A 21459-nucleotide genomic window follows, 5' to 3' on the forward strand; every position below is an offset into this window, starting at 1 on the left:
GCCCGTACAGTCCTGCTCCATGACGACGAACCCCAACCCGCCGGCCCGCGCCGGCCGCCGCGAATGGACGGCGCTCGGCGTGCTGATGCTGCCGTTGCTGCTGGTCTCGATGGACGTGTCCGTCCTCTACTTCGCGATCCCCGCGATCAGCGCCGACCTGGAACCGAGCGCCACCCAGCAGCTGTGGATCTTCGACATCTACGGCTTCGTGCTGGCCGGCCTGCTGATGACGATGGGCTCGCTGGGCGACCGCATCGGCCGCCGCAGGCTTCTGCTGTTCGGCGCCGCCGCCTTCGGCGCGGCCTCCCTGGTCGCGGCCTACGCGGACAGCGCCGAGACCCTGATCGCCGCCCGCGCGGTCCTCGGCATCGGCGGCGCGACGCTGATGCCGTCGACGATGGCGCTGGTGCGCACGATGTTCACCGACCCCGCCCAGCGCACCAAGGCGATCGGAATCTGGTCGGGTGTGATGACGGCCGGCATCGCGCTCGGCTCGGTGATGAGCGGTGTGCTCGTCGAGCACTTCTGGTGGGGCTCGGTCTTCCTGGTCAACCTGCCCGCGATGGTGCTGCTGCTGGTCCTGGGGCCCGTCCTGCTGCCCGAGTCGAGGAGCCCGGGCCGGGGCCGCTTCGACTGGCTGAGCGTTCCCCTGTCGATGGCGGCGGTGCTCCCCGTGATCTACGGCCTGAAGGAGCTCGCGTCGCAGGGCTGGAACGTTCGGTACGTCCTGTCGGTGACGGTCGGCCTGCTCTTCGCCGCACTGTTCGTCCACCGCCAGCGCACGGCGGTCTCCCCACTGATCTCACCGGCACTGTTCCGCAGCCGCGGCTTCACCCCGGCCGTCGTCCTCAACCTCGTCGCCGCGTTCGGCATGATGGGCTCGGCCTACTTCACGACCCAGTACATCCAGTCGGTCCTGGACAAGAGCCCTCTCGAAGCAGCCCTGTGGAGCCTGCTGCCGTCGGTGCCCATCGGACTGGCGGCCCCGGTCAGCGCCCAACTCGTGCAGCGCGGCGTGCCCCGCGCGTACGTCGTCGGCGGAGGCTTCGCGGTCACCGCGGCGGGCTATGTACTGCTGGCCCTGACCGGCACGGAATCCCTCTGGCTGCTGCTGGCCGCGTGTGCCGTCCTGGCCTGCGGTGTCGTCGCCGTCATGTCCCAGGTGGCCGACCTGGCCCTGAGCGCCGCCCCGGTGGAGAAGGCGGGCGCGGCCTCGTCGCTGCTGGAGACCGGCACGGAGTTCGGCGGCGCGCTGAGCATGGCGTTCCTCGGCTCCATCGGTACGGCCGTCTACCGCCACGAGATGCCGGCCTCGGCGCCCGCTGTGGCCCGCGAGACACTGGGCGGCGCCCTGGCCGTCGCCGACCGGCTTCCGGGGCGCGCGGGAGACGCCCTGGCGACGGCGGCACGCGACGCCTTCACCAGCGGGATGCACGCGGCGGCGGTCACGAGCGCCGTGCTGCTGGTCGGGGTGGCCGTGGCGGCGACGGTGACACTGCGGCGGGTCCGGGTACGCCAAAACGCCGGACGAGCTGACCGACTCAGCCCGTCCGGCGTGTGAAGACGAACCCGTTCGGGGGCGAACAGGGCCCGGGGGCGTCAGCCCCCGGGAGGCATCAGACCAGGTTCACCGAACGCGCCGAGGTCGCACCGATCTCGGCCGCCACTTCGGCCAGCACACCGGAGGTCACCGTGTCGTCCACGGTCAGCACCGCCAGCGCCTCGCCGCCGGCCACGGCCCGCGACACCTGCATACCGGCGATGTTAATGCCCGCCTCACCGAGGATGCGGCCCACCGTGCCGACGACACCCGGCCGGTCCTCGTACTTCAGGACGACCATGTGCTCGGCGAGCGCGAGGTCGACGTCGTACTCGCCGACGGCGACGATCTTCTGGAGGTGCTTGGGGCCGGCGAGCGTGCCGGAGACCGACACCTCCTCGCCGTCGGCGAGGGTGCCGCGCACCGTGACGACGTTGCGGTGCTCGGTCGCCTCCGAGCTGGTGGTCAGCCGCACCTCGACGCCGCGCTCCTGGGCGAACAGCGGGGCGTTGACGTACGACACCGTCTCGTCGACGACGTCCTCGAAGACACCCTTGAGGGCGGACAGCTCCAGCACCTTCACGTCGTGCTGGGTGATCTCGCCGTACACCTCGACGTCGAGGCGGACCGCGACCTCACCGGCGAGCGCGGTGAAGATCCGGCCCAGGCGCTCGGCGAGCGGCAGGCCCGGCTTGACGTCCTCGGCGATGACGCCGCCCTGGACGTTCACCGCGTCCGGCACGAGCTCACCGGCGAGCGCGAGGCGCACCGAGCGGGCGACGGCGATACCGGCCTTCTCCTGCGCCTCGTCGGTGGAGGCACCGAGGTGCGGGGTGGCGACGACCTGGTCGAACTCGAAGAGCGGCGAGTCGGTGCACGGCTCCTTGGCATACACGTCGAGGCCGGCACCGGCGACCCGGCCCTCCTTGAGGGCGGAGTACAGCGCCTCCTCGTCGACGATCCCGCCGCGCGCGGCGTTGACGATGCGCACGCTCGGCTTGACCTTGCGCAGCGCCTCGTCGCCGATCAGACCGAGCGTCTCGGGGGTCTTCGGCAGGTGGACGGTGATGAAGTCGGAGACCTCGAGCAGCTCGTCCAGCGACAGCACCTTGACGCCCATCTGCGCGGCCCGGGCCGGCTGCACGTAGGGGTCGTAGGCGACGACCTTCATGCCGAAGGCGGACATGCGCTGGGCGACGAGCGCGCCGATGCGGCCGAGGCCGACGACGCCGAGGGTCTTCTCGGCCAGCTCGACACCCGTGTACTTGCTGCGCTTCCACTCGCCGTTCTTCAGCGCGGCGTTGGCCTGCGGGATGTTGCGGGCGGTGGCGAGGAGGAGACCGCAGGCCAGCTCGGCGGCGGTCACGATGTTCGAGGTGGGGGCGTTGACGACCATCACGCCGGCCTTGGTGGCGGCGGAGACGTCCACGTTGTCCAGGCCGACGCCGGCTCGCGCGACGACCTTGAGCTTCTTCGCGGCGGCGATCGCCTCGGCGTCGACCTTGGTGGCCGAACGGATCAGGATCGCGTCCACGTCGGCGATGGCGGGGAGCAGTTCGGCTCGGTCCCCGCCGTTGCAGTGCCGGATCTCGAAATCCGGGCCCAGCGCGTCGACGGTGGCAGGCGACAGCTCTTCAGCGATGAGTACGACTGGTTTCGAGCTCACGTGAGTCCTCACAAGTCCAATGCTGCGGACGGCCGTCCCGACGGCCGCAGGCGGTGGAGGGGGCTAGCCGCGTGGAAGACGCACGACGCTGTGGGCCTGACGCGTATGTAGTGCAGCAGTCTAGTGGCGCCGAGGGCGTCGTCTTACGCCGCTGCGGAAGGATCACCCGTCCGTGGCCGGACGGGATGGACAACGCCGTACCACCGACGTTACCCCGGGTCAGCCGAAAGGGCCGGAGCCTGTCGCTCCGGCCCCCCGGCCGTGAGGCTTACGCCTCCTCGTCGACCCAGCTCATGAGCTTGCGCAGCTCCTTGCCGGTGGTCTCCAGGAGGTGCTCGGAGTCCTGCTTCTTGTACTCGTTGTACTTCTTCAGACCGCCGTGGTACTCGTCCATCCACTGCTGCGCGAAGGAGCCGTCCTGGATCTCGGCGAGGACCTTCTTCATCTCGGCCTTGGTGGCGTCGGTGATGATGCGCGGGCCGGTGACGTAGTCGCCCCACTCGGCGGTCTCGGAGATCGACCAGCGCATCTTCTCCAGGCCGCCCTCGTACATGAGGTCCACGATCAGCTTCAGCTCGTGCAGGCACTCGAAGTACGCGATCTCCGGCTGGTAGCCGGCCTCGGTCAGCGTCTCGAAGCCCGCCTTCACCAGCGCGGCCGTACCACCGCAGAGGACGGCCTGCTCACCGAACAGGTCGGTCTCGGTCTCCTCGGTGAAGGTCGTCTTGATGACGCCGGCGCGGGTGCCGCCGATGCCCTTGGCGTACGACAGGGCCAGCGCGAAGGCGCTACCGGTGGCGTCCTGCTCGACGGCGGCGATGCAGGGAACGCCGCGGCCCTCCTCGTACTGGCGGCGGACCAGGTGGCCCGGGCCCTTCGGGGCGACCATGCAGACGTCCACGCCGGCCGGGGGCTTGATGAAGCCGTAGCGGATGTTCAGGCCGTGGCCGAAGAACAGCGCGTCGCCGTCGTTCAGGTTGGGGGCGATGTGCTCCTCGTAGACCTGGGCCTGGATCGGGTCCGGGACGAGGATCATGATGACGTCGGCCTCGGCGGCGGCCTCCGACGGCGTCACCACGCGCAGGCCCTGCTCCTCGGCCTTGGCCTTGGACTTGGAGCCCTCGTGCAGACCGACGCGGACGTCGACACCCGAGTCACGGAGCGACAGCGCGTGGGCGTGGCCCTGGCTGCCGTACCCGATGACCGCGACCTTGCGGCCCTGGATGATGGACAGGTCGGCGTCGGCGTCGTAGAACAGCTCGGCCACTTTGGGTTCTCTCCTCGGGAGTGCAGGTGTTGCGTCCCACCGTATGACGGGGGGCGGAAGGGAAGTCTGAGGGTCTCGGAATACGGGCGGCCGGCGGCGCGCCGACCGCCCGTTTCAGGTCTTAGGCCGACCGGTCCAGGGCGCGCAGCGACCGGTCCGTGATGGAACGGGCACCACGGCCGATCGCGATCGTGCCGGACTGGACGAGCTCCTTGATGCCGTACGGCTCCAGCATCTTGAGCATGGCGGACAGCTTCTCGCCGGATCCAGTGGCCTCGATGGTGACGGCCTCCGGGGAGACGTCGACGGTCTTGGCACGGAACAGCTGGACGATCTCGACGATCTGGGAGCGCGTCTCGTTGTCGGCGCGCACCTTCACCAGGACGAGTTCGCGCTGCACCGCCTGCGACGGCTCCAGCTCGACGATCTTCAGCACGTTGACGAGCTTGTTGAGCTGCTTGGTCACCTGCTCCAGCGGCAGGTCCTCCACCCCCACGACGATGGTGATCCGGGAGATGTCGGGGTGCTCGGTGACGCCGACGGCGAGCGAGTCGATGTTGAAGCCGCGGCGGGAGAACAGCGCGGCGATCCGGGCGAGGATGCCGGGGGTGTTCTCCACCAGGACGGAGAGCGTGTGCTTGGACATGATCTCTTCGGTCTCTCTCGCTCAGTCGTCTTCGTTGTCGCCGAAGTCGGGGCGGACGTCCCGGGCGGCCATGATCTCGTCGTTGGAGGTGCCGGCGGCGACCATCGGCCAGACCATCGCGTCCTCGTGGACGATGAAGTCGACGACGACCGGGCGGTCGTTGATCGAGTTCGCCTCCTCGATGACCTTGTCGAGGTCGTCCGGGGACTCGCAGCGGATGGCGTAGCAGCCCATGGCCTCCGACAGCTTCACGAAGTCGGGGACGCGGGTGCCGCGGGCCTCGGGGTTGACGTCGTCCGGGCCGGAGTGCAGCACCGTGTTGGAGTACCGCTGGTTGTAGAAGAGGGTCTGCCACTGGCGGACCATCCCGAGGGCGCCGTTGTTGATGACGGCGACCTTGATCGGGATGTTGTTCAGGGCGCAGGTGGTGAGCTCCTGGTTGGTCATCTGGAAGCAGCCGTCGCCGTCGATGGCCCAGACGGCCCGCTCGGGTGCGCCGGCCTTGGCGCCCATGGCGGCCGGGACGGCGTAGCCCATCGTCCCGGCGCCGCCGGAGTTCAGCCAGGTGCCCGGCTTGTCGTACTTGATGAAGTGGGCGGCCCACATCTGGTGCTGGCCGACGCCCGCCGCGAAGATCGTGCCCTCGGGCGCGAGCTGCCCGATGCGCTCGATGACCTGCTGCGGGGAGAGCGAGCCGTCGCCGGGCTGGTCGTAGCCGAGCGGGTAGGTCTCGCGCCAGCGGTTCAGGTCGTTCCACCACATGCTGTAGTCGCCCTGGTGGCCCTCGCTGTGCTCCTTCTGCACGGCCTGGATCAGGTCGGCGATGACCTCGCGGGCGTCGCCGACGATCGGCACGTCGGCGGCGCGGTTCTTGCCGATCTCGGCCGGGTCGATGTCCGCGTGGACGATCTTGGCGAAGGGCGCGAAGCTGTCCAGCTTGCCGGTGACGCGGTCGTCGAAGCGGGCGCCGAGCGCGACGATCAGGTCGGCCTTCTGCAGGGCGGTGACGGCGGCCACGGAGCCGTGCATGCCGGGCATGCCGAGGTGCTGCGGGTGGTCGTCGGGGAACGCGCCGAGCGCCATCAGGGTGGTGGTGACGGGCGCGCCGGTGAGCTCGGCGAGGACCTTCAGCTCGGCGGTGGCCTTGGCCTTGAGCACGCCGCCGCCGACGTACAGCACGGGCCGGCGGGCCTGGGTGATCAGCTTGGCGGCCTCGCGGATCTGCTTGGCGTGCGGCTTGGTGACGGGCCGGTAGCCGGGCAGGTCCATGGTGGGCGGCCAGGAGAACGTGGTCTTCGCCTGCAGGGCGTCCTTGGCGATGTCGACCAGGACCGGGCCGGGGCGGCCGGTGGAGGCGATGTGGAACGCCTGCGCGATGACCCGCGGGATGTCCTCGGCCTTGGTGACGAGGAAGTTGTGCTTGGTGATCGGCATGGTGATGCCGACGATGTCCGCCTCCTGGAAGGCGTCCGTGCCGATCGCCTTGGACGCCACCTGGCCGGTGATCGCGACCATCGGCACGGAGTCCATGTGCGCGTCGGCGATCGGGGTGACCAGGTTGGTGGCGCCGGGTCCGGACGTCGCCATGCAGACGCCGACCTTGCCGGTGGCCTGCGCGTAGCCCTCGGCCGCGTGACCGGCGCCCTGCTCGTGGCGGACCAGGACGTGGCGCACCCTGGTGGAGTCCATCAGCGGGTCGTAGGCCGGGAGGATCGCACCGCCGGGAATGCCGAATACCGTGTCGGCGCCGACCTCCTCGAGGGAGCGGATGAGGGACTGCGCGCCCGTCACCTGCTCGGGGGCGGAGTGCTGTCCTCCGGATCGGGGCCGGGGCTGCGGGTGATGGGCCCCGGTGGCCTGCTCGGTCATCGGCATTCTCTTCTCAGATGCTGAGGGTTTTTGCGAGGTTCGTGCGGTTTTCGACTGCTGCACGGACAGTGCCTGTGCAACAAAAAACCCCTCGTGCCATAAGGCAAGCGAGGGGAGCGCGCCGGGTGGGGTCGCTGAGCGGTCGAAGCTCAGCGTCAGCCGACGCGCTTTCCAAGTACGAGAATTCGGGTGCGCATGGCACAGACCCTCCCCCCGGCACGCACCCACTGTCAAGTGGGTGGGACGGGAGTCTCATTATGTGAGCGGAGGACCGTGCCGCCTCCGATGACGGCGGACACACCCGAGCTGTACACCCGCGAGGCACCGCCCGCGAAAGCCGGTTCGGCCGGTTCGTGCGGCACCGGATAATGGCCGGAAGCGAGCGCCCGGCGCAGCCGGTACTCGTCGAGCGGCCCGGAGAAGGCCATGCCCTGCCCGTGGGTGCAGCCCATCGCGCGCAGGGCGACGACCTGCTCGGGCAGATCCACCCCCTCGGCCACGGACTGCAGCCCGAGGTCGCCGGCGATGCGCAGCAGCCCACAGGTGATTTTGTACAGGCGGGCCGACTCGACGACGCCCTCGACCAGACCGCGGTCGAGCTTCAGCACGTCGACGGGCAGCCGCCTGAGCACTGTGATCGCCCCGTAGCCACTGCCGAACCCGTCCAGGGCGATCCGGACCCCGACCCGCCTGAGGGCGCCCAGACGCCGCTCCAGCTCGTCCAGGCCGGCCCTGGGGTCGGCGTCGGACAGCTCGATGATCAGCGACCCGGACGGCAGCCCGTGCCGCGTGAGCAGCGCCTCGATCGAACCGAGCGGCATCGACCGGTCCAGCAGCCGGCGGGCGGTCATCCGGACGACCACCGGCGCGGACAGCCCGGTCCCGTGCCGCTCGGCGGCCTGCTCGACGGCCTCCTCGATCATCCAGCGGCCCAGCTCGGCGGTCTTGTCGCTGTCCTCGGCCACCCGCAGGAACTCCGCCGGGGTGAACAGCACCCCCTGCGAGGAGCGCCAGCGCGCCTGCGCGGACACCGACGTGATCCGGCCGTCCTCCAGGGACACCACCGGCTGGTGCAGCAGGGTGAACTCGCCGTCGTGCAGCGCGGCCCGCAGGCGCGTGGCCAGCTCCGCCTTCCGTACGACGTCCTGCTGCATCTGCGGCTTGTACAGCTCGACGCGGCCCTTGCCGCCCGCCTTGGCTCGGTGCATCGCGAGGTCGGCGTTGCGCAGCAGATCGCCCGCGCCGAGGCCGGCCTCCGCGAAGGCCACGCCGATGGAGGCGTTGACACGGACATCGTGGCCGTCGATGACGTACGGCTGGGACAGCGTCGTCCTGAGCCGGTCGGCGAGCTCCAGTATGTGCCGTTCCCGTGCGGCCCTGTCACGGGTGTTGTCCCCGACGATCAAGGCCGCGAACTCGTCACCCCCCAGCCGGGAGGCGGTGTCGCCCTGCCGGACGGAGTCCTGGAGACGGCGGGCGGCCTGGACGAGCAGCTCGTCCCCGGCCTGGTGCCCGATGGTGTCGTTGACGGCCTTGAAGCCGTCGAGATCGATGAACAGCACGGCCGTGTTCCGCAGGGCCACGCCCCGGTCGGAGGCGCGGCGGCCCGACAGGGCGTGCTGGACGCGCTTGGTGAACAGGGCCCGGTTGGGCAGGTCCGTGAGCGGGTCATGCTCGGCGTTGTGCTGCAACTGGGCCTGGAGCCGGACCCTTTCGGTGACGTCCCTGCTGTTGAAGATGAGGCCGCCGTGATGCCGGTTGACGGTCGACTCGACGTTCAGCCAGCCTCCGTCACCCGAGCGGAATCGGCACTCGATGCGCGTAGTGGGTTCCCCGACCGGGTCGGCGGCGAGGAAACGCCGCACCTCGTGCACGACGCAGCCCAGGTCCTCGGGGTGGATGAGGTTGGCCAGTTCCGTGCCCACCAGCTCCTCCGCAGGGCGGCCGTACACACCCGCGGCGGCCGGGGAGACGTACCTCAGGACGCCGCTGGGTGCGGCGATCATGATGACGTCGCTGGAGCCCTGCACCAGGGAGCGGAAGTGGTTCTCCTTCTGGGCCAGTTCCTGGGTGAGGGTGATGTTGTCGAGCAGCATGATGCCCTGGCGCACCACCAGCGCCAGCACGACCGTGCCGCCGGTGAGCAGGACCACGCGGTCGACGCTGCGGCCGTTGAGCACGTTGTAGAGGATCCCCAGGGTGCACACGGCCGCCGCGAGATACGGCGTGAGGGCGGCGAGCGAGCCGGCGATGGGCCGGGCCGCGGCCGGATACCGGCCGAGCTCGCCTCCGGGCAGGGACACATGGTGGTGCGGGCCGCTGCGCTGCCCGGGCACGTGCTCGTGCACCACGCGCGTGTGCCCTGCCGTGCCCTGCCGGTCCGGGCCGTGCCGGTCGGTGTCCGGCGTGCGGGGCCCGGCCCACGGGGCGTAGGCCAGGAGCAGCGAGCCGGCGAACCAGCCCGCGTCGAGCAGCTGGCCGGAGTGGTAGTCGTAGTGCATCAGGGGTGAGGTGAACAGGGCGTCGCACATCACGGTCAGCGCGAGCGCGCCGATCGCGGTGTTGACGGCGGAGCGGTTCACCGAGGACCGCCTGAAGTGCAGCGCGAGCACCATGCTCACCAGCGCGATGTCGAGCAGCGGGTACGCCAGCGACAGCGCGGTGTGCGCCACGCTCGGCCCTTCGGACTTCGCGGCCTGGGCGAGGGCGAGGCTCCAGGCCAGGGTGAGCAGCGAGCCGCCGATCAGCCAGGCGTCCAGGCCGAGGCAGACCCAGCCGGCCTTGGTGACCGGCCGCTTGGCGAGCACGAGCAGCCCGACGATCGCGGGCGGGGCGAAGCAGAGGAAGAACAGGTCGGCGTAGCTGGGACTGGGCACGGGCTGTCCGAGGACGACCTCGTACCACCCCCAGACCAGGTTGCCCAGGGCCGCCATGGCCGAGGAGAGGCCGAACAGCAGCCAGGCGGGTCGAAAGCGGGTGTGGCGGCTGCGGGCGTAGAGGAAGCACGACACGGCGGCGGTGGCCGCCGCGGCGCTCAGTCCGAAGTCGCCCATGATCAGGGCCAGTTCGCCCGAACCCCAGCCGAGCGCGGAACCGACGGCGTATCCCGCGCAGACCAGGGCGAGGACGAGCTGGAGGGCCGGGCCCGGCCGGGGGCCGGGGGCCGGCGTGCGGGGCAGGAGCGCCCCGGGGGACGGAGGCTGTGCCCGCAGCGCTCCGTCGAGCGTGGGCGCGGGGGTCGGCGGCGCGCTCACCGGACCCTCCCGGTCCGCACCGCTCCCGGGTCCCGCGGGCCCCGGGGCGCCGGCTGGGCATGCCTTCTGCGGCTGCCGGGCCTGCGGCGGTGATCGCTGTGGTCGGTGTGGTGGTCGCTGTGGTGGGTGTGGTGCCCGCCGTGATCGGCGTGGTGACCGCGTCTGCCCGCGGCCGTCCGCCAGGGTCGCCGCCGGCAGCCCCGCCCCGTCGGATCGCTCGTCCATAGGCCGTGCATCGCCTGTCGCCCCCCTCACAGTCCGAAGTGTCCATCCCCGGCGCCGAACGGTCCGCGGCGCTGCCCCTGTCGGGACGATACACCAGTCTCGTCACTCAGGGACATAGGTTCTCTACTCTCCGTGACGATCAATAGATATATGAGTACCCACCGCGCCCGAAGGATTGCGGACGGTACTCGAGTTCGGATCAGCCGGCGGATGCACCCGTCGTAAGGATCACGTTGCGCAGCGGCTCCCGGTTCACATAACGGTTCAACTGGTCCACCAGGAGCCGCTTGGCGCGCGGCAGGAACGCGGAGGTGGGACCGCCGACGTGCGGGCTGATGAGTACCCCCGGCGCACGCCACAGGGGATGTTCGCGCGGCAGGGGCTCGGGGTCGGTGACGTCGAGGGCGGCGGTGATGCGGCCGCCCTCCAGCTCGGCGAGCAGCGCCTTGGTGTCGACGACGGGGCCGCGGGCGACGTTGACGAGGAGGGCTCCGTCCTTCATGCGGGACAGGAAGTCGGCCCCGGCCAGGCCACGCGTGCTTTCCGTGAGCGGCGTGGACAGGATGACGATGTCCGCTTCCGGGAGCAGCGCGGGGAGTTCGGTGAGCGGATGCACCGGCCCGCGCGCCGTGGTGCGCTTGGAGCGCGCGACGCGCGCCACCCGCGCCACCTCGAACGGAACGAGCCGGTCCTCGATGGCCTCGCCGATCGATCCGTATCCGACGATGAGGACGTTCTTGTCGGCGAGCGCGGGCCGGAACCCGGCGAGCCACTCCCCGCGGTCCTGCGCGCGGACGAAGTCGGGGACACCGCGCAGTGAGGCCAGGATCAGCGCGAGGGTGAGCTCTCCGGTGCTGGCCTCGTGCACTCCGCGCGCGTTGCACAGCCGCACACCCGGACGCAGGTGCCGCAGCCCCGGCTGCACGTGGTCGATCCCGGCCGAGAGGGTCTGCACGACCTGTACGTGGCTCATCTCCGGCATCGGACGCACGCACAGCGGGCTGGGCTTCATGTAGGGGACGACGTAGAAGACGCAGTCCGCCGGGTCCGCGGGGAAGTCCTCCTCGCCGTTCCAGAAGCGGTAGGCGGGGCCTTCGGGGAGTCCCTCGATCTCGTCCGGCGGGATGGGCAGCCACACGTCAGCAGTCATGCTCAGGAGGCTATGTCAGGAGGCTGCGACGCCAGAGGTTAGGTTGGGGTGGCCGGAACAGGGAGGGTCACGACCAGGTGGAGCGCAGGACGATCGGCGCGGCGGCGCTCGCGGTGGGGGCCGTCGGACTCGGGTGCATGCCGATGAGCTGGGCGTACAGCGCGTCGCGGCAGCGTGGGGACGAGTCGCTCAGGGCGGTGCACCGGGCGCTCGACCTGGGTTCGTCCCTGCTGGACACGGCCGACATGTACGGCCCCTTCACCAACGAACTGCTGGTGGGGCGGGCGTTGAAGGAGCGGCGGCCGGACGCGTTCGTGTCGACGAAGGTCGGTCTGCTCGTGGGTGACCAGCACATCGTCGCCAACGGCCGCCCCGGGTATGTGAAACGGGCCTGCGACGCGTCGCTGCGGCGCCTCCAGACGGACGTCATAGACCTCTACCAGCTGCACCGGGCCGACCCGGAAGTGCCCGTCGAGGAGACGTGGGGCGCGATGGCGGAGCTCGTCCGGGCCGGGAAGGTAAGGGCGTTGGGCCTGTGCGCGGTGGGCGCGCGGGCCGGCCGCCGCTCCGGGGCCCGGCTGCACGACGCGACGATCCGGCAGCTGGAGCGGGTGCAGCAGGTGTTCCCCGTGAGTGCCGTGGAGGCCGAGCTGTCGGTGTGGTCGCCGGAGGCACTGGAGACGCTGCTGCCGTGGTGCGAGACGCGGGGCATAGGGTTCCTGGCGGCGATGCCGCTCGGCAACGGCTTCCTGACCGGCCGGCTGCGGCCCGGCGCGGGCTTCGAGGCGGACGACCTCCGGGCCCGCCACCCCCGCTTCACGGCCGAGATGATGGCCGCGAACCAGCCGATCGTCGCGGGCCTGCGCCGGGTGGCCCGCCGCCACGGCGAGCACGTCACCGCCGCCCAGGTCGCCCTCGCCTGGGTCCTCGCCCAGGGCCGGCACGTGGTCCCGATCCCCGGCACGAAGCAGGAGCGCTGGGTCACGGAGAACGCCGCCGCTGCGGCCCTGCGCCTGACGACCGAGGATCTGCGCGAGGTGGCGGAACTGCCGCCGGCCCAGGGGTCCTGGGACTGAGCCCCCGCGCAAGGGCTCGTTTCGGGCAAACCCCGTGTTCGCGGTCCCGGGTTCCGTGATCGGGAACTTGGGAGGCGCCTGCGGTGTATGACAGGGAGAAGACCTGCCCCGTCGAAGGGACCATGATCGTGCAACGTCGAGCCGTGCCGACCGTGTTGGCCGCCGCCGCGCTCCTGCTGACGGCCGGCTGTTCCTCCGACGGCGGAGGATCATCCGGAGCGGACGGGAGCGCCTCCCCGAGCCGCAGCGCACCGGGGTCTTCCGCACCCGCGGGGCAGGCCGCGGAGGAGACACCGCCCGCCAAGGGCTCGGTGAAGGTCGTGCGTACCGTCGCCGAGGGCCTGGACTCCCCCTGGGGCCTCGCCCCGCTGCCCGGCGGCGGCCTGCTCGTCTCCTCCCGGGACGACGGGACGATCGTCCGGGTCGACGAGAAGACCGGCAAGAAGACCGAGCTGGGCGAGGTGCCGGGCGTATCGGCCGCCGGCGAGGGCGGCCTGCTCGGCATCGCCCTGTCCCCCGAGTACGCCTCGGACCACATGGTCTACGCGTACTTCACCTCGGCCTCCGACAACCGCATCGTCCGCATGCTCTACGACGAGAAGAAGCCCTCCGGCGAGCAGCTCGGCGCCCCCGACACGGTCTTCAGGGGCATCCCCAAGGGCTTCGTCCACAACGGCGGCCGGATCGAGTTCGGCCCGGACAAGATGCTGTACGTCGGCACGGGTGAGAGCGGTGACACGGGCCTGTCCCAGGACAAGGACTCCGTGGGCGGCAAGATTCTGCGGCTGACCCCGGAGGGCGAGCCCGCGCCGGGCAACCCGTTCGGGAACTCGCCGGTGTACTCGTACGGCCACCGCAATGTGCAGGGCCTGGCCTGGGACGCCAAGCAGCGGCTGTTCGCCTCGGAGTTCGGCCAGGACACCTGGGACGAGCTCAACGCGATCAAGCCCGGCGACAACTACGGCTGGCCGGAGGCCGAGGGCAAATCCGGCGACTCCGGGTTCCACAACCCGGTCGACCAGTGGACCACGGCCGAGGCCTCGCCCAGCGGCATCGCCTACGCCGAGGGTTCGGTCTGGATGGCGGGCCTGCGCGGCAAGCGGCTGTGGCGCATCCCGCTGAACGGCACCACGGCCTCGGCCGAACCTCAGGCGTTCCTGGAGGAGGAGTACGGCCGGCTGCGCACGGTGGTCCCGGCGGGCGGTGACCGGCTGTGGCTGGTGACCAGCAACACGGACGGCCGGGGCAGTCCGAAGGACGGGGACGACCGGATCCTGGAACTGCGGGTGACATAGCCCGGGGCCGGGCTTCGGGGTCGGGCCTGGCTCAGTCCTCGGAGCCTTCCGAGTTTTCGGCGTTTCCGGAGTTCTCGTCCTCCGGCTCGTGCGGCGGGCGTACGACGACCTTCCCGGACGACAGGTCTATCGGCCCGCGTCCGGGATCGGCGTCCCCGGTGTCCTGACGGGTCAGCTCCAGGCGGTTCTGTTCGTCACGGGTGTGCTTGCGGCCAGGTGAGAACAGTTCCTCGAACATGTTGAACACGGAGCCTCCCAGGGCCGCGACTCCCCCGACGTCCTTTACAGCGTATGCCTCAGCCTGCCGGGCCGGGCATGACGGATTCGGCCGGGAACAGCCCCAGCCGGTGGGCCACCGCCGCCGCCTCGCCGCGGCCGGAGACCCCGAGCTTCGCCAGGATGTTGGAGACGTGGACGCTCGCGGTCTTCGGGGAGATGAACAGCGCCTCCGCTATCCGGCGATTGGTGTGACCGGCGGCGACCAGGCGCAGCACGTCCCGTTCCCTGCTGGTCAGGCCGAGGGCCTCGGCGGGGTCCGCGGGAGCGGGGGCCGGTTCCGCGGCGGGCGTCAGCGGGAGTCGGGCGCGCTGGGCGAGCGCGGTGGCGGCGTCGGCGAGCGGCCGGGCCCCCAGGTGGCGGGCTGCGGCATGGGCGAGGCGGAGCAGTTCCGTGGCGCGGTCGCGCTCGTCGGCCTCGCCGCCGTCCGTCAGCAGCGACTCGGCCAGGCGGTACCGGACGCGGGCGAGGTCGTAGGGGCGCTCCAGGGTTTCGAAGGCGGTCACCACCTCCGACCAGGTGTCCGGGGCGCTCCGGCTTCCGGCGCCGTGGAATTCGGCGCGGTGGCTGTCGGCGCGGCGGAGTTCGGCGCGGCTAAGTTCGGCGCGGACCCACTTCTCGTGGGCGAGCCAGACAGGGGCGTTCGTGGTGAGGCGTTTGGCGGCCTCGAAGATGCTCTCCAGGGTCTCCTCACGGCCGTCCCGCGCGGCCGGCAGTGCCCGGGCGTCGGCCTCAGCCGTGGCGGCTTCGAGCAGCAGGGGCCAGGCGTAGCGCTGGGTGCCGGGCGGGAAACCTGACTCCAGGGCCCGGGCCAGTTCGGCGCGGGCGTCGGCCAGGCGGCCCTCGGCGACGGCGACCTGGAGGGTGAGGCAGGCGATCGGGAGGTCGTGCTGCGGCATCGGGTCGTGCGGGCCGTAGGAGGCGCGGCTCTCGGCGAGGTGCCGAGCCGCCTCGGGCACCCGGCCGCGGGCGAGCGCGAGGAACGCCAGGCTGTTGGCGCCCGAGCCGTACGGCGCGGCCGTCTGCCCGCGCCGCTGGGCGTTGACGGCCGCCTCGGCCGCCTCGTCCCAGCGGCCGAGGGAGATGAGCGACTCGGCGAGGTTGCCCCAGACCCAGCCCTCGGCCTCCCGCAGGCCCATCCTGCCGGTGAGGCGCAGGCCCTCGTGCAGGACGTCCACGGACTCCTCGGAGCGCCCGATGCCCTCCAGGGCGGAGGGCAGGTTCACATGGCTGCGGCCCACGACCACCGCGAGCCCACGGGCCTCGACCTCGTCCTTGACCTGGTACATGTGGGCCAGCCCGGCCTCGATCTGCCCGGCGTCGATCATGAGTGCGCCGAAGGTGAGCCGGGCATTGCACTCGATGTCGTCAGCGCCCACCATGCGCGCGTACTCCACCGCACGCTCCGCGGCCGTCAGGGCCTCCGGGCCCGGCTGGCGGAGCATCGACCAGTGGGCGACCGTGGCGAGCACCTCGGCGTGCACCTCGGACGGCGGCAGCCCGCGGACCAGGTCCTGCGCGGTGGCGATCTCCTTCCAGCCGTCGCCGCGGGCGAGCCGCTGCACCAGCCGGGAGCGCTGGATCCAGAACCAGGCGGCGCGTTGGGGGTCCCTGCTCGAACGCAGTTGAGAGCTTGAGGGAGAGTCGTCCTCCTCGGACAGCTGGCGCAGCGCCCGCTTGGTGATCTTCAGGGCGCTCTCGCGCTCCCCGCAGAGCCGTCCGGCCACGGCCGCCTCGGCCAGCAGGTCGAGGTGGCTCAGCGCGGTGGCCTCCGGACCGCCGCAGGCCGGATAGACCTCGGCGTAGTCGACGGGGCGCAGGGTCCGGCGTACGGCTTCGGGGACGCTGTCCCACAGTTCCATCGCCCGTTCCAGCAGCCGCAGTTGCTCGGCGTAGGCGTGGCGGTGGCGGGCCTCGACGGCGGCGTCGAGCACGGCGGGCAGGGCCTTGGCCGCGTCATGGGCGTGGTACCAGTAACTGGCCAGGCGTGTCGCGTGCTGGTCGGCCGGGACGAGGGTCGGGTCGGCCTCCAGGGCTTCGGCGTAGCGGCGGTTGAGGCGGGAGCGCTCGCCGGGGAGCAGGTCGTCGCTGACGGCCTCGCGGACCAGGGAGTGGCGGAAGCGGTAGCCGTCGCCGCCGGGCGCGGGGGTGAGGATGCTGGCGTTCACGGCGGCCCGCAGCGCCTCGATGAGATCGTCCTCGGCGAGCCGGGCGACGGCGGCCAGCAGCCGGTACTCGACGGTGGAGCCGCCCTCGGCGACGATCCGGGCGACCTGCTGGGCGGTCTCGGGCAGCCCTTCCACCCGGACGAGCAGCAGGTCGCGCAGGGAGTCGGTCAGGCCCGTGCGGCAGCCCTCGTGGGCGGCGACGGCGAGTTCCTCGACGAAGAAGGCGTTGCCGTCGGAGCGTTCGAAGATCGCGTCGATCTGGTCCGGGTCGGGTTCCTGGGCGAGGATGCCGGCGACCTGGCGGCACACCTCCTCGCGGTTGAAGCGGGCGAGTTCGATGCGGCGGATGGTGCGGAGCCGGTCGAGTTCGGCGAGCAGGGGCCTGAGCGGGTGGCGGCGGTGGATGTCGTCGGAGCGGTAGGTGGCGAGGACGACGAGGCGGCCGGTGCGCAGGGTGCGGAAGAGGTAGGACAGCAGGTGCCGGGTGGAGGCGTCGGCCCAGTGCAGGTCCTCCAGGGCGAGGACGACGGTGTGTTCAGCGGTGACGCGCTCCAGCAGGCGTGCGGTGAGTTCGAAGAGGCGGGCCATGCCGTCCTCGTCGTGCCGGGCCGCCTCGCGGGCTGCGGGCGTGCCGATCTCGGGGAGCAGCCGGGCCAGCTCCTCCTCCTGCCCGGCGGCCGCGGCGGCGAGTTGCCCGGGCAGCTCGCGGCGCAGGGCGCGCAGGGCGGTGGAGAACGGCGCGAACGGCAGCCCGTCGGCGCCGATCTCGACGCAGCCGCCGAGCGCGACGACCGCGCCCCGTCCGCGGGCCGCGGCGGCGAACTCCTCGACGAGGCGGGTCTTGCCGACTCCGGCCTCGCCGCCGATGAGCAACGCCTGGGGGTCGCCCGCGGCGGCACCGGCGAGCACCTCGTCGAGCAAGCCCAACTCGGCCGCCCGGCCGACGAACACGGGGCTGACGGACCTGGTCTCCACGGACCTGAGCATCGCATGCGGGTCCGACAGCGCGGCACCGGTTCGGCCACGACGGGCCACGGGACCGGCCGTCGCCCCCGCCCGGACGACCACGGAACCGGCCGCTGTGCGGGCGATCGCGGAGGCGGCCGGTCCCACGCCCGTGTTCACGCGGCCCGGGCGGACCGTGGCCGGCGGAAGCGGCGGCTATGGCTCTCGTGCTCGGCGGAGCCTTCCGCGGCTTCGCGGCGGGCGGCGCGGCGGGCCCGGGCGGCCTCGCGGACCTGGCGCTCGTGGTCGGCGCGGCGGATGAGGTCGGCGGCGCGCAGCTGCTGGAACTCGTACTCGTACATGGCGTGTCCTTGGTGAGAGTCGGGTGCGTGGGCTTCGCTTTCTGCGATGCCTCCACCTTCGTCTCCCAGGCGGGGCCGCCACATCGGGAGAGTTCCGCATCTTCGGGGGGCGGGCGGGGCCTTAGATGCGGCTGAGGGGCCTCAGACACGGCTGAGGGGCCTCAGGGCCTCCGTAAGGTGCTCACGGATGCCCTAAGACCCCTCAGGACCTGCGGTGACTCAGCCCGCCGACGGCAGTCCGAGCAGGATGCCGGTGTACTTGAGGACGGCCAGGAACAGGCCGATCACGCCGAGCGCGACACCCGCCCAGGCGACCGACTTGATCCAGGGGGCCTGGATCCTGCCGGGGGTGCCGAAGGCCGGCCGGGCCAGCACGAAGACGCCGGCGATCAGCGCCGTCACCGCGAACAGGCCGCCCCACAGGGCGGTGGTCTGCCAGGCGTCGCCGTAGACCGCCTGGATCTGCTTGGCCACGCCCGCGTTCTGCGCGGTCTCCAGCTGACCGACGAGGTTCTGCCGTGCGGCAGCCACCGTGCCGATCCAGCTGCCGGTGAGCGAGACGACGCCCAGCGCGGCGGAGACCACGGCGGCAGCGCCCTGGCCGACGCCGGTGGCACCCTCCTCCTTGGTCTCGGCGGCATCGGCCGGGACCTCGGTCCGGGTCACCTCGTCGGACTTGGTGGTGTCCACCGCCTTCTCGTCGGTCGTGGCCTCGGTGGCCTCGGTCTCGTCCACTGCGTTCGTTGCCATGTGTCGCACCGTAGGGTCGCTGTCTGAGAAGTCTCTTAATGATCGTCCTGAGCGGCACGCGCGCGTGCGGCGCGCCACTCGGGCGCCAGCACCGACCAGACTTCGAGATCGTGCCGTACGCCACCATAGGGGTGCGCCTCGCGCCGCACACCGTCGCGGGTCATGCCGAGGCGCCGGGCCACGTTCAGGCTCGGCTGATTGCCCGAGGCGGCGATCCACTCGATCCGGTGAATGCCGCGCTCTTCGACCGCCCAGTCGATCAGGACGCGCATCGCCCGGGTGACCAGTCCGCGCCCGGTCCCTGCGGGCTCCAGCCAGCAGCCGACCTCGCAGTTGCCGCTCGCGGCGTCGAAGTTCAGGAACAGCACGCCGCCCACGAGCTTGCCGTTCAGCCACAGTCCGTGCAGCGAGCGGGTGTCGGCGGCGCGCATGTCGGCGTACCGCTGGAGCATGGCCCGCGCGGACTCCACGTCCGTCTCCTGCGACCCGAAGCTGATGAACCGCCCGATGAAGTCCCTGCCCCGCTCCAGGTGCGCGAAGAACTCCTCCGCGTGCCAGGGCTCCAGGGGGCGCAGTTCGGCGCCGTCGTCACCCAGGGATATCGCGTACATCCCGCTGCCGCTCCTCCTCCGCCAGGACGTCCGCCACCTCGGCGTCCGTCGCGGCGGCCAGCCTCTCATGCGCGGCACGGCATTCGGGCGGTTCGATGCTGATGCGCGGCATGCGCTTGTCGAGCCAGCGGGGCAGCCACCAGTTGGCGCCGCCGAGCAGGTGCATCAGGGCGGGGACGAGGAGCGTGCGCAGGACGAAGGCGTCCAGGGCGACGGCGGCGGCCAGGGCGATGCCGAACATGGCGATCACGCGGTCGCCGCTGAGCACGAAGGCGAGGAAGACGGAGATCATGATGACGGCCGCCGAGTTGATCACCCGGCTGGTCTCGGCGAGGCCGACCCGCACGGCACGCCGGTTGTCGCCGGTCTCCAGCCATTCCTCGTACATCCGGCTCACCAGGAACACCTGGTAGTCCATGGACAGGCCGAAGAGCACCGACACCATGATCACGGGCAGGAAGGGCTCGATGGGCCCCGCGCTGCCGAGGCCGAGCAGTTCGCTGCCCCAGCCCCACTGGAACATCGCGACGACCACCCCGAAGGCGGAGGCCACGGCGGCGACGTTCATCACGGCGGCCTTCAGCGGGATGCCGATCGACCGGAAGGCCAGCAGGAGCAGCAGACAGCCCAGGCCGATCACGACCCCGACGAAGAGGGGCAGCTTGGCGACGATGATGTCGGCGAAGTCGTCGTAGCCGGCCGTCATGCCGCCGACCTGCGTGTCGAGCGAGGTACCGGCCTCGGCCCGGGGCAGCACCTCCTCGCGCAGCCGGTCGACGAGGTCGCTGGTCTGCTTCGACTGGGGGGAGGACTCCGGTACGACGGTCAGGTAGGCGGTGTGCCCGCCGGAGTCGAACGTCACCGGCGTCACCGAGGCGACGCCCTCGGTGGTCTGGAGCGTGCTGTCGAGGTTGTCCAGGGCGAGCTTGTCCTCGGCCCCGTCGACCTCCGTGACGAGGGTGAGCGGGCCGTTGACACCGGGGCCGAAGCCGTCGGCCAGGAGGTCGTAGGCCTGGCGGGTGGTGGAGGTCTTCGGGTCGTTGCCCTGGTCGGAGGTGCCCAGGTGCAGGGAGAACGTGGGCAGCGCGAGGACGGCCATGACCACCAGCGCGACCACGCCGAGCACCTTGGGGTGGCGCTCCACGAACGCCGACCAGCGGGCGGCGAAGCCCGTGGGCAGTTCGGGTTCGGGCCCGTGCTCCGCCAGGCGGCGGCGCTCGCGGCGGCTGAGCGCCCGCATGCCGATGAGGGACAGCAGGGCGGGCAGCAGCGTCACGGAGGCCGCGACGGTGAGGATCACGGTCAGGCTGGCGGCGATGGCGACGCCGTTGAGGAAGCTCAGCCGCAGGATCAGCATGCCCAGCAGGGCGATGCAAACGGTGGCACCCGCGAAGACGACCGCCCGTCCCGTGGTCGCGACGGCGTTGGTGGCCGCCTCGGTGACGGACAGCCCGCGTTTCAGCCCGCGCCGGTGTCTCGTCACGATGAACAGCGCGTAGTCGATGCCGACGCCGAGCCCGATCAGCATGCCGAGCATGGGGGCGAAGTCGGCGACGGTCATGACGTGCCCGAGCAGCACAATCCCGGCGTAGGCGGTGCCGACGCCGACCAGGGCGGTGGCGATGGGCAGCAGTGAGGCGGCCAGCGAACCGAAGGCGAGGAACAGCACGACCGCGGCGACGACCACCCCGACGACCTCGGCGAGGTGCCCGCCGGAGGACTCGGTGAGCGCGACGGCGCTGCCGCCCAGCTCCACCTGGAGCCCGTCGGTCTCCGCGCTCTTCGCGGTGTCGACGACGGCCTGCGCCTCGGACCGGCTGACGTCCTGCGCCTGGTCGTCGAAGGTGACCGTGGCGTAGGCCGTACGGCCGTCCTCGCTGACGCGTCCCGCGCCCGGCCCGTCGTAGGGGCTGGTCACGGAGGCCACGCCGGGCAGGTTCTCGACGCGTTCCAGGGCGCGGGTCATCGTCTGCTCGACGTCGGCGGCGCGGACGCTGCCGGACGTGGTGTGCCAGACGACGGTGTCGCTGTCACCGCCGAGCCGCGGGAAGCCCTCGTGCAGCAGCTCGGTGGCGCGGCCCGACTCGGTGCCGGGGACCTGGTAGTCGTTCGAGTACGCGGAGCCGGCGACGGCGGCGCCCGCGGCCACCCCCGCGAAGGCGAGGAGCCACAGCAGAACGGTGACCAGACGGCGTCGGACACACCAGCGTGCGAGGGCTGCCACGAAACGTGCTCCCAGGGTGACTTTTTTGGATCTTTGACCGGGAGCAGTCGTCCATGAACTGAACAGCCCGCAAAGAACGCATGAGCAATGCGGAATCACTCTTACAGGCGCACGAGATCATTTGTCGGTTTCGTG

15 protein-coding genes are annotated in these 21459 nt (G+C 71.5%); 3 read left to right on the forward strand and 12 right to left on the reverse strand.

Features of this window, described 5'->3' with window-relative positions; translation table 11 throughout:
• The first annotated feature begins 19 nt into the window (after positions 1–19).
• Complete coding sequence (locus ACH4G3_RS39475) at positions 20–1561, forward strand: MFS transporter (protein WP_397628979.1); 1542 nt, start codon at positions 20–22, stop codon at positions 1559–1561.
• A 55-nt stretch (positions 1562–1616) separates the two neighbouring features.
• Here the strand turns inward: ACH4G3_RS39475 and serA are convergent, their stop codons facing one another.
• From serA to ACH4G3_RS39505, 6 genes are all read right to left on the reverse strand, one after another.
• Positions 1617–3206: a phosphoglycerate dehydrogenase gene (serA, locus tag ACH4G3_RS39480; RefSeq protein ID WP_086565230.1), complete on the reverse strand. Its 1590-nt coding sequence runs from the start codon at positions 3204–3206 to the stop codon at positions 1617–1619.
• Positions 3207–3474: 268 nt separating this feature from the next.
• Positions 3475–4473 carry a ketol-acid reductoisomerase gene (gene ilvC / locus ACH4G3_RS39485; RefSeq protein ID WP_397628980.1) on the reverse strand — a complete coding sequence of 333 codons (999 nt, stop codon included), beginning with the start codon at positions 4471–4473 and terminating at the stop codon, positions 3475–3477.
• A gap of 121 nt (positions 4474–4594) precedes the next feature.
• Positions 4595–5119, reverse strand: a complete 525-nt coding sequence (ilvN, locus tag ACH4G3_RS39490) for an acetolactate synthase small subunit (protein ID WP_010048631.1) — start codon at positions 5117–5119, stop codon at positions 4595–4597.
• A 21-nt stretch (positions 5120–5140) separates the two neighbouring features.
• Positions 5141–6988, reverse strand: a complete 1848-nt coding sequence (locus ACH4G3_RS39495; protein ID WP_397628981.1) for an acetolactate synthase large subunit — start codon at positions 6986–6988, stop codon at positions 5141–5143.
• Between the two features lie 230 nt (positions 6989–7218).
• A complete protein-coding gene (locus ACH4G3_RS39500; RefSeq protein ID WP_397628982.1) occupies positions 7219–10242 on the reverse strand; it encodes a putative bifunctional diguanylate cyclase/phosphodiesterase in 3024 nt (1007 codons plus the stop codon).
• Between the two features lie 424 nt (positions 10243–10666).
• A complete protein-coding gene (locus ACH4G3_RS39505) occupies positions 10667–11617 on the reverse strand; it encodes a 2-hydroxyacid dehydrogenase (RefSeq protein WP_397628983.1) in 951 nt (316 codons plus the stop codon).
• A 77-nt stretch (positions 11618–11694) separates the two neighbouring features.
• Between ACH4G3_RS39505 and ACH4G3_RS39510 the strand changes: the two genes are divergently transcribed.
• The gene (locus ACH4G3_RS39510; protein WP_397628984.1) at positions 11695–12693 is read left to right on the forward strand and encodes an aldo/keto reductase; all 999 of its coding nucleotides are present in this window, start codon (positions 11695–11697) and stop codon (positions 12691–12693) included.
• A 122-nt stretch (positions 12694–12815) separates the two neighbouring features.
• Complete coding sequence (locus ACH4G3_RS39515) at positions 12816–13988, forward strand: PQQ-dependent sugar dehydrogenase (protein ID WP_397628985.1); 1173 nt, start codon at positions 12816–12818, stop codon at positions 13986–13988.
• A gap of 31 nt (positions 13989–14019) precedes the next feature.
• Here ACH4G3_RS39515 and ACH4G3_RS39520 read toward each other — a convergent pair whose 3' ends face one another.
• The 6 genes from ACH4G3_RS39520 to ACH4G3_RS39545 all read right to left on the reverse strand — a co-directional run bounded on the left by ACH4G3_RS39520 (position 14020) and on the right by ACH4G3_RS39545 (position 21324).
• Positions 14020–14235: a DUF6191 domain-containing protein gene (locus ACH4G3_RS39520; RefSeq protein ID WP_397628986.1), complete on the reverse strand. Its 216-nt coding sequence runs from the start codon at positions 14233–14235 to the stop codon at positions 14020–14022.
• Positions 14236–14284: 49 nt separating this feature from the next.
• On the reverse strand, positions 14285–17419 hold the full coding sequence (locus tag ACH4G3_RS39525) for a helix-turn-helix transcriptional regulator (RefSeq protein WP_397629068.1): 3135 nt from the start codon (positions 17417–17419) through the stop codon (positions 14285–14287).
• Positions 17420–17553: 134 nt separating this feature from the next.
• On the reverse strand, positions 17554–17739 hold the full coding sequence (locus tag ACH4G3_RS39530; RefSeq protein ID WP_010041838.1) for a hypothetical protein: 186 nt from the start codon (positions 17737–17739) through the stop codon (positions 17554–17556).
• A 219-nt stretch (positions 17740–17958) separates the two neighbouring features.
• Positions 17959–18489, reverse strand: coding sequence for a hypothetical protein (locus tag ACH4G3_RS39535; RefSeq protein WP_397628987.1), 531 nt, complete (start codon positions 18487–18489; stop codon positions 17959–17961).
• A gap of 35 nt (positions 18490–18524) precedes the next feature.
• Positions 18525–19100, reverse strand: a complete 576-nt coding sequence (locus tag ACH4G3_RS39540) for a GNAT family N-acetyltransferase (RefSeq protein WP_397628988.1) — start codon at positions 19098–19100, stop codon at positions 18525–18527.
• Positions 19078–21324, reverse strand: coding sequence for an MMPL family transporter (locus tag ACH4G3_RS39545; RefSeq protein WP_397628989.1), 2247 nt, complete (start codon positions 21322–21324; stop codon positions 19078–19080). Before ACH4G3_RS39545 ends, ACH4G3_RS39540 begins: the two co-directional genes overlap by 23 nt.
• Between the last annotated feature and the right edge of the window lie 135 nt (positions 21325–21459).

Source organism: Streptomyces afghaniensis (assembly GCF_044327915.1).
Taxonomy (GTDB): Bacteria; Actinomycetota; Actinomycetes; order Streptomycetales; family Streptomycetaceae; genus Streptomyces; species Streptomyces afghaniensis.

Bases quoted from the DNA above. Each gene is read 5' to 3' on its own strand.
- ACH4G3_RS39475 (WP_397628979.1), top strand. From the start codon at position 20: ATGACGACGAACCCCAACCCGCCGGCCCGCGCCGGCCGCCGCGAATGG.
- ilvN (WP_010048631.1), bottom strand. From the start codon at position 5,119: ATGTCCAAGCACACGCTCTCCGTCCTGGTGGAGAACACCCCCGGCATC.
- ACH4G3_RS39495 (WP_397628981.1), bottom strand. From the start codon at position 6,988: ATGACCGAGCAGGCCACCGGGGCCCATCACCCGCAGCCCCGGCCCCGA.
- ACH4G3_RS39505 (WP_397628983.1), bottom strand. From the start codon at position 11,617: ATGACTGCTGACGTGTGGCTGCCCATCCCGCCGGACGAGATCGAGGGA.
- ACH4G3_RS39515 (WP_397628985.1), top strand. From the start codon at position 12,816: ATGATCGTGCAACGTCGAGCCGTGCCGACCGTGTTGGCCGCCGCCGCG.
- ACH4G3_RS39525 (WP_397629068.1), bottom strand. From the start codon at position 17,419: ATGCTCAGGTCCGTGGAGACCAGGTCCGTCAGCCCCGTGTTCGTCGGC.
- ACH4G3_RS39530 (WP_010041838.1), bottom strand. From the start codon at position 17,739: ATGTACGAGTACGAGTTCCAGCAGCTGCGCGCCGCCGACCTCATCCGC.
- ACH4G3_RS39535 (WP_397628987.1), bottom strand. From the start codon at position 18,489: ATGGCAACGAACGCAGTGGACGAGACCGAGGCCACCGAGGCCACGACC.
- ACH4G3_RS39540 (WP_397628988.1), bottom strand. From the start codon at position 19,100: ATGTACGCGATATCCCTGGGTGACGACGGCGCCGAACTGCGCCCCCTG.